Origin of the sequence: Streptomyces huasconensis (genome assembly GCF_021028635.1) — a bacterium.
GTDB classification, from domain to species: domain Bacteria; phylum Actinomycetota; class Actinomycetes; order Streptomycetales; family Streptomycetaceae; genus Streptomyces; species Streptomyces huasconensis.
This window is the reverse complement of record NZ_CP086119.1, coordinates 4,234,603-4,250,473: the sequence shown is the minus strand read 5'-3', so window position 1 is coordinate 4,250,473 and position 15,871 is coordinate 4,234,603. Positions and strand designations below refer to the sequence as shown.

At 72.7% G+C, this 15,871-nt stretch carries 14 protein-coding genes; 10 read left to right on the top strand and 4 right to left on the bottom strand.

Annotated elements, in window-relative coordinates:
- Positions 1-22: 22 nt before the first annotated feature.
- Positions 23-424, bottom strand: coding sequence for a hypothetical protein (locus J2N69_RS19380; protein ID WP_230901908.1), 402 nt, complete (start codon positions 422-424; stop codon positions 23-25).
- 57 nt (positions 425-481) lie between these two features.
- Positions 482-901 (bottom strand): SH3 domain-containing protein, encoded by a 420-nt coding sequence (locus J2N69_RS19375; RefSeq protein ID WP_230901907.1) that lies wholly within the window; start codon positions 899-901, stop codon positions 482-484.
- 159 nt (positions 902-1,060) lie between these two features.
- Between J2N69_RS19375 and J2N69_RS19370 the strand changes: the two genes are divergently transcribed.
- The 6 genes from J2N69_RS19370 (at position 1,061) to J2N69_RS19345 (ending at position 8,044) form a co-directional block, all read left to right on the top strand.
- On the top strand, positions 1,061-2,074 hold the full coding sequence (locus tag J2N69_RS19370) for an ATP-binding cassette domain-containing protein (protein WP_127911150.1): 1,014 nt from the start codon (positions 1,061-1,063) through the stop codon (positions 2,072-2,074).
- On the top strand, positions 2,071-2,919 hold the full coding sequence (locus J2N69_RS19365) for an ABC transporter permease (protein WP_230901906.1): 849 nt from the start codon (positions 2,071-2,073) through the stop codon (positions 2,917-2,919). The genes J2N69_RS19370 and J2N69_RS19365 overlap by 4 nt, the downstream gene beginning before the upstream one ends.
- Positions 2,920-3,000: 81 nt before the next feature.
- Positions 3,001-3,837, top strand: a complete 837-nt coding sequence (locus J2N69_RS19360) for a hypothetical protein (protein ID WP_230901905.1) — start codon at positions 3,001-3,003, stop codon at positions 3,835-3,837.
- A gap of 237 nt (positions 3,838-4,074) precedes the next feature.
- The gene (locus J2N69_RS19355) at positions 4,075-4,911 is read left to right on the top strand and encodes an ATP-grasp domain-containing protein (RefSeq protein WP_230901904.1); all 837 of its coding nucleotides are present in this window, start codon (positions 4,075-4,077) and stop codon (positions 4,909-4,911) included.
- Positions 4,912-4,964: 53 nt separating this feature from the next.
- The gene (locus J2N69_RS19350) at positions 4,965-5,999 is read left to right on the top strand and encodes an endonuclease/exonuclease/phosphatase family protein (protein WP_408056750.1); all 1,035 of its coding nucleotides are present in this window, start codon (positions 4,965-4,967) and stop codon (positions 5,997-5,999) included.
- A 44-nt stretch (positions 6,000-6,043) separates the two neighbouring features.
- A complete protein-coding gene (locus J2N69_RS19345) occupies positions 6,044-8,044 on the top strand; it encodes an FUSC family protein (RefSeq protein ID WP_230901903.1) in 2,001 nt (666 codons plus the stop codon).
- Positions 8,045-8,063: 19 nt separating this feature from the next.
- Here the strand turns inward: J2N69_RS19345 and snpA are convergent, their stop codons facing one another.
- A complete protein-coding gene (gene snpA, locus J2N69_RS19340; RefSeq protein ID WP_230904777.1) occupies positions 8,064-8,711 on the bottom strand; it encodes a snapalysin in 648 nt (215 codons plus the stop codon).
- Positions 8,712-8,951: 240 nt separating this feature from the next.
- On the opposite strand from snpA, the gene J2N69_RS19335 reads away from it, so the two are divergent.
- On the top strand, positions 8,952-9,926 hold the full coding sequence (locus J2N69_RS19335; RefSeq protein WP_230901902.1) for a LysR family transcriptional regulator: 975 nt from the start codon (positions 8,952-8,954) through the stop codon (positions 9,924-9,926).
- A gap of 181 nt (positions 9,927-10,107) precedes the next feature.
- On the top strand, positions 10,108-10,356 hold the full coding sequence (locus J2N69_RS19330; RefSeq protein WP_230901901.1) for a hypothetical protein: 249 nt from the start codon (positions 10,108-10,110) through the stop codon (positions 10,354-10,356).
- 33 nt (positions 10,357-10,389) lie between these two features.
- Here J2N69_RS19330 and J2N69_RS19325 read toward each other — a convergent pair whose 3' ends face one another.
- The gene (locus tag J2N69_RS19325; RefSeq protein WP_230901900.1) at positions 10,390-12,498 is read right to left on the bottom strand and encodes a PhoX family protein; all 2,109 of its coding nucleotides are present in this window, start codon (positions 12,496-12,498) and stop codon (positions 10,390-10,392) included.
- A 259-nt stretch (positions 12,499-12,757) separates the two neighbouring features.
- On the opposite strand from J2N69_RS19325, the gene J2N69_RS19320 reads away from it, so the two are divergent.
- Positions 12,758-14,059, top strand: a complete 1,302-nt coding sequence (locus J2N69_RS19320) for a VWA domain-containing protein (protein WP_230901899.1) — start codon at positions 12,758-12,760, stop codon at positions 14,057-14,059.
- 135 nt (positions 14,060-14,194) lie between these two features.
- Entirely contained in the window at positions 14,195-15,850 is a 1,656-nt protein-coding gene (gene metG, locus J2N69_RS19315) for a methionine--tRNA ligase (protein ID WP_230901898.1), read from the top strand.
- Positions 15,851-15,871: the final 21 nt, after the last annotated feature.

Sequence of the window (15,871 nt, the reverse complement as noted above, 5' to 3'; positions counted from 1 at the left end):
CCTGCCTGGGCCGGGGCCCGGCTCACTCCGTCGTGTAGTAGCGGTAGAACGTCATCGCGAAGACGCTCGCGGCGGCCAGCAGCCCGAGGACCGTCGACCGGACCACGCTCGCCCCGCCCGCGCTGACCAGGAAGCCGAAGCTGACCCCCGCGAACACCGCCCAGGACATGGAGCGCAGTTCGCGGGGCAGCGACGGCGCCACCCGGTGCAGGGCGTACATGAGGACGGCGAAGACGAGACCGGCGGCGACGCCGAACAGGACGCTCCCGGCGGTGAGCGGGCCGCCGTCGCGCCGGATCAGGCCGGCCCACAGGCCGTAGACGACGCCCATGGCCAGGGCGAGGCCCGCCCAGCGGGCGGCGCCGGACGCGGCCCGTGAGCGGCGGGTGCGGCGGGGGTGGAAGGCGGGGGCGGCGTGTGCCATGACGGTTCCCTTCTCTGTGACGTCACCTGCACCGGTCGTACGTCAGTGGTCGCGGCGTCAGCGGTCGCGGTACGCGCACGGGTCGTGGTGGCAGTCCTTGTCCCGCCACTGCGGGCACGGGTCGACGGCCGAGCAGCTCGGCACGTGACGGCCGTGGGTGTCGACGTAGGCCGCGCTCACCCAGCCGCGGACGCCGGTGAGCCAGTACCAGTCCGTGTTGCCGTGCACAGCGGTCGTGCCCTTGACGGCGCACTCGACGCGGTCCTGGCTGCCGTGCGGGAGCTTCGCGACGATCCTGCCGTCGGTGCCCGGCCGGTCCCTGACCTTGAGGTCGGGGCCGGAGACGACGGTGCCCCAGATGACTCCGCGGTCGTGGCCGGCGGGGGTGGCGGCGGTGGCCGTGGCTGTGGTCGCGGCGGTCGTGGCGGTCAGCAGCGCCGTCGCGCAGGCGGCCCCGAGGGTCAGAGCGATTCTCATGATCGGCCTCCTCGTTCCCTCATCCAGGAAACACCCGTTCGGCCCAGCGCTCCACCGGAAGCCGCGCCACACTGGAGACCGATGAGTTTCCGGGGCGGACCCGGTCTGCCCTCCTGACGACACTCCTTCGCGGAGATTCTTGTGAGAAGGCGGGCGGACATGAGCAGCATGGCCATCGAGACCGCGGGTCTGGTGAAGACCTTCGGCGACAACCGCGCGGTCGACGGCATCGACCTCTCCGTCCCGGCCGGCACGGTGTACGGCGTCCTCGGACCGAACGGCGCGGGCAAGACCACCGCCGTCAAGATGCTCGCCACCCTGCTGCGGCCCGACGGCGGCGAGGCGCACGTCTTCGGCCACGACGTGGTGCGCGAGGCCGATGCCGTACGGAGCCGGGTCAGCCTCACCGGGCAGTACGCGTCGGTCGACGAGGACCTGACCGGCATGGAGAACCTGATACTGCTGGCCCGCCTCACCGGGCACGCCAAGAAGGCGGCGCGGGAGCGGGCCGGGCAGCTCCTGGAGGCGTTCGGCCTCACCGAGGCGGCGGGCCGCCAGGTGAAGAACTACTCCGGCGGCATGCGGCGCCGCATCGACATCGCCGCGTCCATCCTGAACACCCCCGACCTGCTCTTCCTGGACGAGCCGACGACGGGCCTCGACCCGCGCAGCCGCAACCAGGTCTGGGACATCGTGCGCGCGGTTGTCGGCCACGGCACGACGGTCCTGCTCACCACCCAGTACCTCGACGAGGCCGACCAGTTGGCGGCCCGCATCGCCGTCATCGACCGGGGCAAGGTCATCGCCGAGGGCACCAAGGGCGAGCTGAAGGCATCCGTCGGCGCGGGCTCCGTCCACGTACGGCTGCGGGACGCCGAGCGGCGGGAGGAGGCGGCGCGGCTCCTCGGGGCGGTCCTCGACGCGCAGGTCCAGCTGGAGCCCGATCCCGTGGCGCTGACCGCCCGCGTCGGCACGGACGGCGGGCGCGACGGGCGGGGTGCCGCCGAGCAGGCCTCGCGCGCCCTCGCCGAGCTGGCCCGCGCCGGCATCACCGTCGACAACTTCGCGCTGGGGCAGCCCAGCCTGGACGAGGTCTTCCTCGCCCTGACCGGCTCGGACACCGGCCACCACCACGCCCCCGCGACCGATCTCGAGAAGGAGGCCAGGGCATGAGCACCGCCGCCCCCGCCGAGACGCAGGATCTCGCCCCCGTCCGCACGGACTCCCTCGCCGAGCTGCTGATCTCCACCGACCGGCCGCCGCGGCCGAGCGCGCTCTCCGCCAGCCTGACGTTCGGCTGGCGCGCCATGCTCAAGATCAAGCACGTACCGGAGCAGCTCTTCGACGTCACGGCGTTCCCGATCATGATGGTGCTGATGTACACGTACCTCTTCGGGGGCGCGCTCGCCGGGTCGCCGAGCGAGTACATCCAGTACCTGCTGCCGGGCATCCTCGTGATGTCCGTCGTCATGATCACGATGTACACGGGCGTCTCGGTCAACACCGACATCGAGAAGGGCGTCTTCGACCGCTTCCGCACGCTGCCGATCTGGCGGCCCTCGGTGATGGTCGGCTACCTCCTCGGCGACGCCCTGCGGTACGCCATCGCCTCCGTGGTCATCCTGACCGTCGGCCTCATCATGGGCTTCCGGCCGGACGGCGGGTTCGTGGGCGTCGTGGCCGGGATCGCGGTGCTGCTCGTCTTCTCGTTCGCGTTCTCGTGGATCTGGACGATGTTCGGGCTGCTGCTGCGCACCGAGAAGTCGGTGATGGGCGTCAGCATGATGGTGATCTTCCCGCTGACCTTCCTCAGCGACATCTTCGTGAAGCCGGAGACGATGCCGGGCTGGCTCCAGGCCTTCGTCAACAACAACCCCATCACCCATGTCTCCTCGGCGGTCCGCGCCCTGATGGACGGCACGTCGCCGATGACGGAGCTGGCGTGGACGTTCGGCTGGGCGCTGCTGCTGGTGGCGGTGTTCGGGCCGGTGACGATGCGGCTGTACAACCGCAAGTAGCGCGGCTCGGCCCGTACGCCGATTGCCCCATATGCAGTCGCCCCGGTCGCATCCCGCGCGGCCGGGGCTTTGCCTGTAGGCGTGCCGAAAACCGTCCTGTCCGCCGCCCTGCTCGTCCTGGCCTGCCTCCTGGTCCCGCTCGGCGCGCTCTCCACCTGGGCGAAGCACGAGATCGGGGACCGGGACGGCTACGTCGCCACGATGGCGCCGCTCGCCTCCGACGACGCGGTGCGCACGGCGGTGGCGGAGGAGGTGAGCGGCGCGGTGATGAAGGAGATCGACGCGGGCCCGCTCCAGGGCACGGTCGAGGCGTTCGTGCACGACGCCGTGCGGTCGTTCACGGAGACGGCGGCCTACAGGACGGCCTGGGACGCGGCGAACCGCGCGGCGCACGACGCCGTGCAGTCGGCGCTGAACGACGACACTAACGGCGAGGTCGTCATCGACCTCGCCCCCATCACCGAGCAGATCAAGCGGCAACTCTCCGACGACGGCGTGCCGTTGGCCTCGAAGATCCCGGTACGGCACACCGAGATCACGATCCTGCAGTCCCAGGACCTCGGGCAGCTGCGGCAGTGCTTCCACGCGCTCCAGGTGGCCGGGGTGTGGCCCGCGGTGGCGGCGGCCCTCCTCGCCGTCGCGGGCGTACTCCTCGCCACGCGCCGCCGCCGGGCGGTCGTCGCCACGGCACTCGGCGCGGCCCTCGCCGCCGCGGCCCTGGTGGCCGCCGTCGCGATCGGCCGCGCCCTCACCCTCGACGACCTGCCCTCCGACGTCTCCCGCGACGCGGCGGGCGCGGTGTACGACGCGCTGACGGCGTCCCTGCGGACCGCCGCGTGGGTCCTCGTGGGGGTGGGGCTGCTGGTGGCCCTGGGGGCGTGGCTGCTGCCCCGGTTGCGCGGTTCCGCGCGCCCCTGAGGAGGGGGGCCTTGCGGTCGCTTGTCGACTGCGGGGCGGTGGGGGGTTGCTCGCGCCGTTCCCCGCGCCCCTCAGGACAGCGAGCTCGCGGTCGCTCGCCGACCGCGGGCCGGCGGGGGTCGCTCGCACCTTTCCCCGCGCCCCTGTCGGGGCCCCGGCCGCCGGGCTGGCACGCATCCGCGTGCGGCAGGATTCCCCTCGGTAGGCACCATGACCCGCGGAGCGAGAGGCACTGCCTTGGACGGACCGGCCCCCGGCAGCGCCCGAACCGCCGGGCTCCTGATCCCGTACCCGAGGAGCAGCACCGCCGTGCTGCTCGCCGAGGCGGCCGCGCGGCGCGGGCTGCCGGTGCTGGAGCGCGTGCCGGAGCGGGGGCCGGGCGCACGCGGGGACCTGCACTGGTACGGCGGCCCGCTCGCCGCCGACCGGGTCGCCGTCCCCGCCGGCATCGCGCTGCTGGAACCGGCCGACACCTGGCTCGCCGCCCTGTCGTACGAACTCACCCACCGCCGCATCCAGTCGACGACGCTCGGCGAGGCCCGCGCGCTGCGGCGCCCCGCCTTCGTCAAGCCGCCGTCGGACAAGTCGCTCCCGGCCGCCGTCTACGCGGACGGCTCGCGGCTGCCGCCGCCCAACGCCTCGGCCCGGATCACGGACGACGCCACCGTACTGGTGAGTGAGGTCGTCGAGTTCGCCGCCGAGTACCGGTGCTTCGTACGGGACGGGCGTGTGGTCACCGGCGGCCGGTACGCGGTGCGCGGGCTGCTCGATCCCGGGCCGCTCGCCTCCGGTGCCCGCGCCTTCGCCGAGCGGGTGGTCGCGCGGTGTGCCGGGGCGGGGCCGGGGCTGCCCGGCGCCGTCGTCCTGGACGTCGGGCCGCTGACCGGGGGCCGGTGGGCCGTGGTCGAGGCCAACATGGCCTGGTACGCCCACTGCTACACCGCCGACCCGGAGCGCGTCCTCGACGTCGTCCTCGCCGCCACCGGCCCGCACCACGCCGTCACCCCCACCGACCGCCCCTTCCTCCGGCCCCTCCGGCCCGGGCAACCGCCGTCCGCCCCGCCCCGTCTCTGAGGGAGGATGCGGGCAGCCAGTCGCGGCAGCCACCGAGACGAGAGGTCCACGCCTTGCGCAGGACGGACAGCGGGGACAGCCTGACGCTCGCCCCCGACGCCGAAGAGGACACGGCGGAACGCGCGCCCCGGCGCCGGGGACGGGCCGCCGCCTGGGGGGCCGGGCTGCTGTTCGCCGGGGTCAGCGGGGTCATCGGCTTCCGCGTCGCCGACTCCGACGGCTTCACCCCCGTACCGCAGCTGCTCGCCTTCCTGCCCTGGCTGCTCGTGCCCGCCGTCGCCGGACTGGCGCTGGCCGTGCTCGGCCGGTGGCGCGCCGGGATGGTGTGGGGCGTCGTCGTGCTCGGCCTCGTCGCCTGGTACACGGAGCCCTACGGCACCACCGACGCGCCGCGCGGCCCCGCCGTCGCCGAGCTGCGCGTGATGACGTCGAACGTGGAGTACGGGCGCGGCACGAAGGGACTGATCAAAGCCGTGCGCGAGGAGCGGCCCGATCTGCTGTTCGTCCCGGAGTGCGACCACGCCTGCGCCGCCCTGCTGCGCGAGGAGGTGCCCCGCGCCGACTACCCCCACCGCCAGGCCGTCGCCGCGTACGGCCCCGAGGGCTCCGTCATCCTCTCCAAGGTGCCGCTGAAGGACCCGCACCGCGTACGGGCCACCCTCGGGATGCCGGGTGCCGTCGCCGAGGTGAAGGGCCATCCGGTACGGATTCTGCTCGCGCACCCGATGCCGCCGGTGCCCGGCGATGTCGGCCTGTGGCGCGAGGAGATGGGCAAGCTCCGGGAGTACGCCGCCGCCGGGAACGGCAGGTCCACCATCATCGCCGGGGACTTCAACGCCACGCAGGACCACGCCGCGTTCCGCTCGGTCCTCGACCAGGGGCTGCGCGACGCCGCCCGCCTCGACGGCTCCTCGCGCTCCCCCAGCTGGCCCACGGCCGTGCCCGCGCCGCTCGGCACGCAGATCGACCACGTCCTCGCCACCCCGGACTTCGCGGCCCGCGACGCCCGCTTCCTGGAGATCGGGAACACCGACCACCGGGCGCTCGTCGTCACGCTCACGCTGCACCGGGCGGACACGGAGCGTTGAACCACCGGCCAGGGCAAGTGACGTAAAGCGGCGATAATGGGCACATGCCCCGTGAGACCCCCGCCGCCCCTCCGGAATCACGCGGCCCCCGGCGCCCGCTCACCCCGCCCGACTGGCTCGTCCGGTCCCTCAAACCGCAGTCCGCGCCCATCCCCTGGGCGGCCGTCGCCCGCGCCTCGGTCGCCATGGCCCTGCCGCTCGCCGCCGGCATCCTCGCCGGACAGCCGACGTACGGCGCGCTCGCCTCCATGGGCGCCCTGTCCGGCGTCATCGGCGACACCGCCGACGCCTACCGCATGCGCGTCCTCAACATCGCCGTGCCGCAGCTCTTCGGCGCCCTCGGCGTCACCCTCGGCTCGCTCGTCTTCGGGCACGGCTGGGTGGCGGTCGGCGCCGTCACGTTCGTGGCGCTCGTCTCCGGGATGATGTCGACGATCGGCGCCGTCGCCTCCGTCGGCGGGCTGCTCCTGCTGCTCAACTGCGTGGTGGGCGCGGGCCTTCCCATGCCGGGCCAGTGGTGGCTCGCCCCGGCCCTGATGACCGGCGGCGGCCTCCTCGTCCTCGCGCTCGGCCTGCTCGCCTGGCCGCTGCGGTCCGGTGTCCCCGAACGCGCCGCCGTCGCCGACGCCTACCGCGCGGTGGCCGCGCTCCTCGACGCCGCGGGCACGGACGCGTACGACGACGCGCGCGCCGCCGTCACCGCCTCCCTCAACCAGAGCTACGACCTCGTCCTCGCCCGCCGCGCCCGCGACCACGGCCGCAACCCGGAACTGGTGCGCCTGGTCGCCCGGTTGAACGCCCTCACGCCGATCGTCGAAGCCGCCCCCGCCACCCACCTGAGCGCCCGCCACGCCTGCGTACGCCTGCCGCCGGAGATCCCCGCCGTCGTCCGCGACATGGCGCGGGCCGTCGAGGACGGCGGCGGCGCCCCGACCGCCTGGGCCCCGGACCCCGAACGCCTCCCCGAGCCCCGCGACCACGCCGCCCGCGCCCTCGACCACGCCGTGCTGCACGCGGTGGAGACGCTGGGCGACGCCGACCCGCTCGGCGTCATCGGGGCCGACGACCGCCTCGGCCACCCCGCCGCGCTGCGCGTGCGGGTCCGCCGCGCCGCCCGCAACGTCGTCCTGTCCGGCGCCTCCTGGCGCTACGGCCTGCGGCTCGCGCTCTGCATCGGCATCGCGCAGGCCCTGGTCTCGCTGGTCGACGTGCCCAGGTCGTACTGGGTCGCGCTCACCGTCACGTTCGTCCTCAAGCCCGACTTCGGCTCGGTCTTCTCCCGCGCCGTCCTGCGCGCGCTCGGCACGGCCGCCGGTCTGGTGGTCGCCGCCGCCGTCCTCGTCCAGGTGCCGCACGGCTGGTGGGACGTGCCGGTGATGATGCTGCTCGCCCCGCTCATCCCGGCCCTCACCACACGCGGCTACGGCTACCAGACGGCCGCGATCACCCCGGTGATCCTGCTGCTCTCCGACATCCTCAACCACCAGGGCCTCGGCCTGGTCGTGCCGCGTCTGGTCGACAGCCTGATCGGCTGCGCCATCGCGCTCGTCGCGGGCTATCTGCTCTGGCCCGAGAGCTGGGGCACCCGGATCGGCGACCGGCTCGCGGACGCGGTCGCCGACACCGCCGGGTATGTGGAGTCCGCGTTCGGCGCCTCGGTCGAACCGGCCGCCCGGGCCCGGATGCGCCGCCGCCTCTACCGCGACCTGTCCGTCATCCGCTCCGAGTTCCAGCGGGCCCTGACCGAGCCACCGCCCACCGGCACGCGCGCCGCCGCCTGGTGGCCGCTGGTCGTCGCCGTCGAACGCATCCTGGACGCGACGACCGCCGCGCGGGTCCGCATCCGGCACGGGGCGCCGCCGCCGGCACCCGACGAGGTGGCCGAAGTGGCGCGCGAGCTGCGGGAGCTGGCCGCGGGCCTGCGGGCGTCGGCGGTGCTCGAAGAGGTGCGTACGGAGTTCACCGTCGGGCCGAAGGAGAGCGTGCTTGAGCCGTTGCGCCAGGAAGTGGGGGCGGCGCGGGCCATCGCCACCCCCACGGCATAGCGCTCCGGCTCCGGACCCGCTAGCGGACCTTGTGCAGGGCCTTCGCCAGACCGTTGGCCCAGAGCTGCTCGACCTTCGAGCGCTCCGCCGCGTCCGGCTGCGCGTTGGTGCAGGACGGGCCGGGGCCGCCGCCCGACATCAGCTGGCTGCACGGCCCGTCGTAGGTGTCCGGCAGCCCCAGCACGTGCCCGGTCTCGTGCGTGGTGACGCGGGTGGAGTCGTACTCCTTGTTCTGCGCGTAGTCCAGGAAGATGTAGCCCTTGCCGTGCCCGTCGGTGCTCGCGTACGAGCCGCGCCGGTCATTGCCCTCGCGGTACGAGAAGCTGGCGCCCGAAGTGCCCTGCTGGAGCTTGACGTTGGAGACCGCCGCGTTCCATATGGATGTGGAGGCCGCTATCTGGCGGGCGAAGGTGGGCGCTCCGGAGGCGTCGTAGACGACCGTCACCGACTTCGCCCCGGGGTTGGCGGCACGCTTCTCGGCCACCGCCTTCACGACGGCCTCGAAGAACGCCTTGTTGGCCTTGGCCTCCTGGGCCGAACCGTCGTACTGGGCGTACGAGGCGGACGGGGCCGTGGGGGCGACCGGGGCCGCGGTGGCCGATGTGGCGCCGAGTCCGGTGACGGCGAAGCCGAGGACGGCCGCGACGGACAGGTATCGCTTGCGCATGCCGCTGCTGACGCTGCTCATGTGTGGGGGGCTCCCTACTCGTTCGACCGACCGTGGGGGGTCGATGAAAGGTGAACTTTTCGGTGGCTGTGAGTCTCGGGGAGCATGAGGCGCGTGGGGATGATGGCAACTCGCGATAGCCCGGGACTATCACCGGGGGCCGGACCGCCCAGAACGGCTGGTTCTCATGGGGTTTGGGTGTCTGGTGCGGCAGCCGTACCGCCTCTACGCTCAACGGCCATGGAGCTTGAGGTCCGGCACCTCCGCGCGCTGTGCGCCATCGCCGACACCGGCAGCCTGCACAAGGCGGCGCGTCAGCTCGGCATGAGCCAGCCGTCGCTGACGACCCAGCTGCGCCGCATCGAGCACGCGCTCGGCGGCCAGCTCTTCGCCCGCGAGCGCACCGGCTGCCGGCCGACCCCGCTCGGCCGGGTCGTCCTGAGCCGGGCCCGGCCCCTCGTCACGGAGATGCGGTCCCTGGTCGCCGAGACCCGGGCGGCCGCCGCCCACGCCGCCGAGGGCCCCCGGCTGCGCATCGGCTCCACGGCGAGCCGCGCCATACCGGGGTGGCTGCGCCGGCTGCGGGTCCGGCTGCCCGGCACGGAGATCTCGCTCCAGATGGACGTCTCCGCCAACGCGCTGCTGCGCATGGTGGCCGGGGCCCAGCTCGACGTCGCGTTCGTGCACGAGGTCGAGGGCAGCCCGCTGCGGCTGCCGGAGTCCCTGCGAAGACGCGTCCTCCTCGACCGGGAGCCGCAGTTCGTCTCCCTCGCCGCCGACCACCCGGCCGCGGACCGGCCCGTCGTACGGCTCTGCGACCTCGCGGACGACCGCTGGATGGTCGACCCCACCGTCGACGGCGAGTGGGACGGCCTGCGCCGCGTCCTGACCTCGGCCGGGCTCAACCCCCCTGTCCTGCACGGCGACTACCTCACCGCGGCGTCCCTCGTCGCCACCGGCGAGGTCGTCACGCTCTGCCAGCCGACCTCACGGGCCCGCGCCGACATGGCCGTACGCCCCCTCCACGGCGACCCCCTCGGCGTACGCCTGATGGTGGCGGCCCGCACGGAGGAGGAGCTGAACGCGGTCTACGGCGAGCTGGAGGCCGCCTACTGGGAAGCGGCCCGGCAGTCCCCCGCCTACACGGAGTGGCTGCTGCGCTCCGGCGACGCCCGCGGGGCCGCCGGCGGGTCGTTGGTCCCGGCCACCGGGTGACGTCCGGCCCGACCGCTCTGACCTGCGATTTCAGCGGATTTACGGTACTGGGTCACGTCAGGTGGCCACTTGTTGCCTTGCCTACGGATGACGCACATACGGCGCCCGTAGCTTCGTAGGCGTCGCCCCCGCTGAGGGGCGCGGAGACGGACATCCGGACCGCCCAGCAAGGAGCCACGACATGCGCGTCACCCGCCGTACCTTCCGTACCGCCGCCGTCGCCACCGGAGCCGTCGCCGCCACGGGGGCCCTCGCTGCTTTCGCCGTCGTCCCGGCCGCGGCCGCCTCCGCCGCGGAGAGGCCGAAGCCGGCGGGGGTCACCGCCGATGCGCCCGATGAGGTGCCCCTGATGGCGGCCGGTGGCGGCATGGCCGCCCTGGGCGCGGCCGGGCTCGGCCGCGCGGTCCACCGCCGCAGGCACGACGACTGAGCCCGGGCCCGGCCCGCCCCCTTCCTCTCCTCGTCAGACGCCGATGTCGCGGCCGTCCTCGCGCCACACCGACACGACCGACGGCCGCACCAGCTTGCCGGGGCCGTCGGGCCAGGTGCTCGCGGGCTTCTCTGCGGACGCGCCGTCCACCTCGCCGGGGTGCTGCACGGAGACGAGCACCCGGCGGTCCTGGATGAGCGGGCCGCAGGTCTCCGCGCCGGTCGGCATGGTCAGGAACTGCTTCAGCTCACCGCGCCGCTCGCCGCGCGTGGCGACGCCGAACAGGCCGTCGTGCGAGCCGAGCTGGTTGCCGTCGGTGGACAGCCACAGGTTGCCGTGCGGGTCGAAGGCGACGTTGTCCGGGCAGGAGATCGGGGAGACCCGGTCCTTGGGGAAGCCCGCGAAGTACGTCGAGGGGTCGTCGGGGTCACCGGCGACGAGGAACAGCGACCAGGCGAAGGTGGTGGCCTCGGCCCGGCCCCGGCGCTCGGTCAGCTCAAGGACCTGACCGTGCTTGTTGAGGTTGCGCGGGTTGGCCTCGTCGGCGCCCGCCTTGCCCGCCTTGCCGCGGTCGGAGTTGTTGGTGAGCGCGACGTACACCTTGCCGGTGTGCGGCGACGGCTCGATGTCCTCGGGCCGGTCCATCTTCGTGGCGCCGACCTTGTCACCGGCGAGGCGCGTGAAGACGTACACCTCCTCGGCGGTCATGCCCTCGACGTGGCTGACGGCCTTGCCGCCGGGCCCGGCCGTGGCGAGCGGGATCCAGGTGCCGCTGCCGTCGAACTCGCCGTCGCCCGGCAGGGTGCCCTTGCCGTCGATGTCGGCGGCCGGGGAGTCACCGGTCAGCTTGGCGACGTAGAGGGTGCCCTCGTCGAGCAGCGTGAGGTTGTGCTCGTGCGCGGCGCGGGACGTGCCCTTGGCCATCCGCTTGCTGCTGACGAACTTGTAGAAGTAGTCGAACTTCTCGTCGTCGCCCATGTAGACCACCGGGCGCCCGTCGTGGGTGAGGCGCGGCTGGGCGGCCTCGTGCTTGAAGCGGCCGAGCGCGGTGCGCTTGCGGGGCGTCGAATCCGGGTCGTACGGGTCGAGTTCGACGACCCAGCCGAAACGGTTGGCCTCGTTGGGCTCCTTGGCGAGGTCGAAGCGGTCGTCGAACCGCTCCCACTTCCGCTCGGAGGCGGCGCCGGACACGCCGTAGCGCTTGAGGCGGGCGGCGGCCGTCGGGTCGGTCACCTTCACCGCGTTGGCGAAGTACTGGTTGAAGTTCTCCTCGCCGTGCAGCGTGGTGCCCCAGGGCGTGGTGCCGCCGGAGCAGTTGTTGAGCGTGCCGAGGACCGTGGTGCCGCGCGGGTCGGCCTTCGTACGGACCAGGTCGCTGCCCGCGACGGGACCGGAGAGGCGGAAGCGGCTGGTGGCGGTGAGGCGGCGGTTCAGGTGGTGCCGGGGGACGGCGCGCAGCGCGCCGCCGCGCCGCTCGCCCTCCACCACGACGACGGAGAGGCCGTGCGCCGCCCAGGCGATCTCGACCTGCTCACGGGTCGGGTTCTCGGGGTCGTACCCCTTGAACATCAGGATCTCGTCCGTGTACTCGTGGTTGGCGACGAGGACCTGGCGGTCGTGCCCGCCGTGCCCGCCGTGCTTCCCGCGGAGCGGCAGCAGGGAGAGGAAGTCGTTGTTGTAACCGAACTGCCCGGCCTGTGCCTTGGCGGTCTGCCGGTCCGGGTCGAAGGGGGGCGCGCCGCGCAGGATGGGCTCGCCCCAGCGGATGACGACGTTCTGCTCGTAGCCCGTGGGGACGGTGACGACGTCCTCGGTGTTCGGCGCGACGGGCGTGAACCGCAGGCCACGGGCCCCCTTGCCCTTCTTGGCCGTACGTCCCTCGGGGGCGGCCGCGGCGGCCTCACCGACTCCGGGGCCCGCTATGAGGCTGCCGCCCGCGGTGGCGGCGACCGTCACGACGGCGGCGGCGCGCATCATCGAACGGCGGCTGAGCGCACCGGCGATGACGTCACCGACGTACTCGTTCTCGCTGGTGTTGGGCACCTCGCCGAAGCAGGCGTCACCGCAGCGGAAGCGGCAGGTCAGGGCGGAACGGCCGCCGCTCCCCTGATGCGAGGTGATGATCGGCAGCAGCTTGGGCACGGATCTGATCCTCCGTCGTCATGGCGTGGCTTGATTCCGACGTGAGGCTAGGTGCGGGTTCCGGCACGGCGGCGGCCTGCGGGTGAACGGGAGGTGAATCCGCGACACATGGGAGGAAGTTGAGCGCGCGTTGACGCGTGGGGCGACCGGGCGGCGACCCTGCCGAAGATCACGGACGGCGGCGGCTAACCTTACGTGTCCGCCCTGGCCAGGGATTCCAGGGGTTTTCGGGAATCAACTCACGCGAAGGGTTGCGCACATGGGCATTCTGAGTCGCCTGCGGAACGCGTTCGGACGGTCACGCAAGGAGAGCGTTCCCGAGGCACGGGAGCCCGAGCGTGCCCCCACGTCCGGGGAACCGGCCCCCGCGGAGGACGTGACGCTGCCGTCCCCGTCCCCGGAACCCACCGCAGACCGGGCCCCGGAATCGGCCCCGGAACCCACCCCGGAGCCGGCCCCCAAGGCCACGCTCCCGTCCCCCAGCCCCGAGCCGACGCCCTCCACGGTCGACGACCTGGTGGCCGCGGCCTTCGACAACGTCACGGTCCCGCCCCAGGGGACGGGCCGCGCGACGCCGGGGGGTACGTCGGGGGATACGCCGGAGGAGGCGAAGCCGGGGGCTGAGCCGTCCACCACCGTCCCCACCGCTGTGGGCAATCGTCCCGCAGGGCGGGACGGGTGGGCACAGCCCGAAGCCGCCGAGGCCGATGAAGCACCGGCAAGTACACCGCCCGCCGCGGAGCCCGAAGCAGCCGGTACCGATGAAACCCCGGAAGCCACACCTCCCCCGGCGGAGCCCAAGGCCAAGGCCGAACCCGAAAACCGAGCCGAACCCAAGGCCAAGCCCGAACCGCAAAGCCCTGCGGAGCCCCCCGCGGAGCCCAAGCCCAAGCCCGCCCTCTCCGCCGCCAAGGTCAAGGCCAAGGCCCCCGCCCTCGCCACCGCGTACAAGGCCGCCGGCGCCGCCCTGAAGAAGAACGACCTCACAGGAACCCGCGCCCCCGTCTACCTCGTACTGGACCGCTCCGGCTCCATGCGCCCGTACTACAAGGACGGCTCCGCCCAAAGCCTCGCCGACCAGACCCTCGCCCTGGCCGCCCACCTGACGCCGGACCCCGAGGCCACGGTCCACGTCGTCTTCTTCTCCACGGACATCGACGGCGCCGGCACCCTCACCCTCCCCGAGCACGAGGGCCGCATCGACGAGCTGCACGCCGCCGCGGGCCACATGGGCCGCACGAGCTACCACCGCGCGATCGAAGAGGTCGTATCGCACTACGAGAAGTCGGAGCACAAGGAGAACGGCACCCCCGCCCTGGTGATCTTCCAGACGGACGGCGCGCCCGACGCGAAGGGCCCCGCGACCCAGGCCCTGGCGGACGCCGCCGCGCACCCGCTGTTCTTCCAGTTCATCGCCTTCGGCGACCACGACGCGAAGGGCTTCGACTACCTCCGCAAGCTCAAGGCGGAGAACGCGGCGTTCTTCCACGCGGGCCCCACGCCCCGCGAGCTGACGGACAAGGAGCTGTACGAGGGCCTGCTGGCGTCCTGGCGCCCGTAGCCCCCACGGCTGCCGGCCGGCGATCGGACGGCGTCCGAACGGCGGCCGAACGGTGGACCCGGCAACCGGAGCAGCCGGGTCCACCCCCTGATATCGAGGTGAGTGGATCTTCACGAGGCCGTTAGGATTTCGCCCATGGCGGCCACTGGACTCGAGAAGCAGGGAGCGGACGAGAACGCGAAGGCGTTCTACGTCTCGACCCCCATCTACTACGTAAACGACGCTCCTCACCTGGGCCACGCCTACACGACCGTTGCAGGGGACGTGCTCACGCGCTGGCACCGTCAGCGCGGCGAGAAGGTGTGGTACCTCACCGGCACGGACGAGCACGGTCAGAAGATCATGCGCACGGCCGAGGCGAACGACGTCACCCCCCAGGAGTGGTGCGACAAGCTCGTCACCGAGGCCTGGAAGCCCCTCTGGGAACACCTGAACATCGCGAACGACGACTTCATCCGTACGACGGAGAAGCGTCACACCGACCGCGTCCAGGAGTTCGTCCAGGATCTCTACGACAAGGGCGAGATCTACAAGGGCGGGTATGAAGGCCCGTACTGCGTGGGCTGCGAGGAGTACAAGCTCCCCGGCGACCTGATCGACGGCGAGGGCCCCCTCGAAGGCCAGAAGCTCTGCCCGATCCACAAGAAGCCGGTGGAACTCCTCAAGGAGGAGAACTACTTCTTCAAGCTCAGCGAGTACGGCGACAAGCTCCTCGCCCTCTATGAGGCCAACCCCGGCTTCATCCAGCCGGAGTCGGCGCGCAACGAGGTCGTGAACTTCGTCAAGCAGGGCCTGCAGGACCTGTCCATCTCGCGCTCGACGTTCGACTGGGGCGTGAAGGTCCCCTGGGACGACAAGCACGTCATCTACGTCTGGGTCGACGCCCTCCTGAACTACGCCACGGCCGTCGGCTACGGCGCGGACGAGCAGAAGTTCGCCTCGACCTTCCCGGCCAACGTGCACCTGGTGGGCAAGGACATCCTCCGCTTCCACGCGGTGATCTGGCCCGCGATGCTGCTCGCGCAGGGCCTGCCGGTGCCGGGCAGGATCGCGGCGAACGGCTGGCTGATGGTCGGCGGCGAGAAGATGTCGAAGTCGAACCTGACCGGCATCAAGCCGCAGGATCTGACCTCGCACTTCGGCGTGGACGCGTACCGCTGGTACTTCCTGCGCGCCATCGCCTTCGGCAGCGACGGCTCCTTCTCGTGGGAGGACTTCTCCGCGCGCTACACCAGCGAGCTGGCCAACGACTACGGCAACCTCGCCTCGCGCGTCGCGGCCATGGTCGGCAAGTACTTCGGCGGGGAGCTGCCGGCCGCGACGGCCGACGGCGACGCGGAGCAGGCGATCCACGAGGGCCTCGCGAAGGCCGTCGCGGCGGCCGACCGGAAGATCGGCGAGGAGCTGGACTTCCAGGGCGGCATCCTGGCGATCTTCGACTTCGTGAAGCAGGTCAACGGCTACATCACGGAGCAGGAGCCGTGGAAGGTGGCCAAGACCGCATTCTCTGATGCTGCTGACGCAGCGGGCAACCCCGAGGGCAAGGCCCGCCTGGCGACGATCCTCTACACGGCGGCGGAAGCGCTCCGCGCGGTGGCGGTCCTCCTCAACCCGGTCATGCCGGAGACGTCCCAGAAGCTCTGGGACTCCCTCGGCGCGGAGGCCTCCCTGGGCGCGCTGGCCGACCAGCGCATCGAGGACGCGGCCACGTGGGGCCGCCTCGCCCCCGGCGCGACGGTGACGAAGGGCGCGGTGCTCTTCCCCCGCCTGGAGGAGAAGCCGACCGCGTAACGGAACGGCACGCGACCGGAC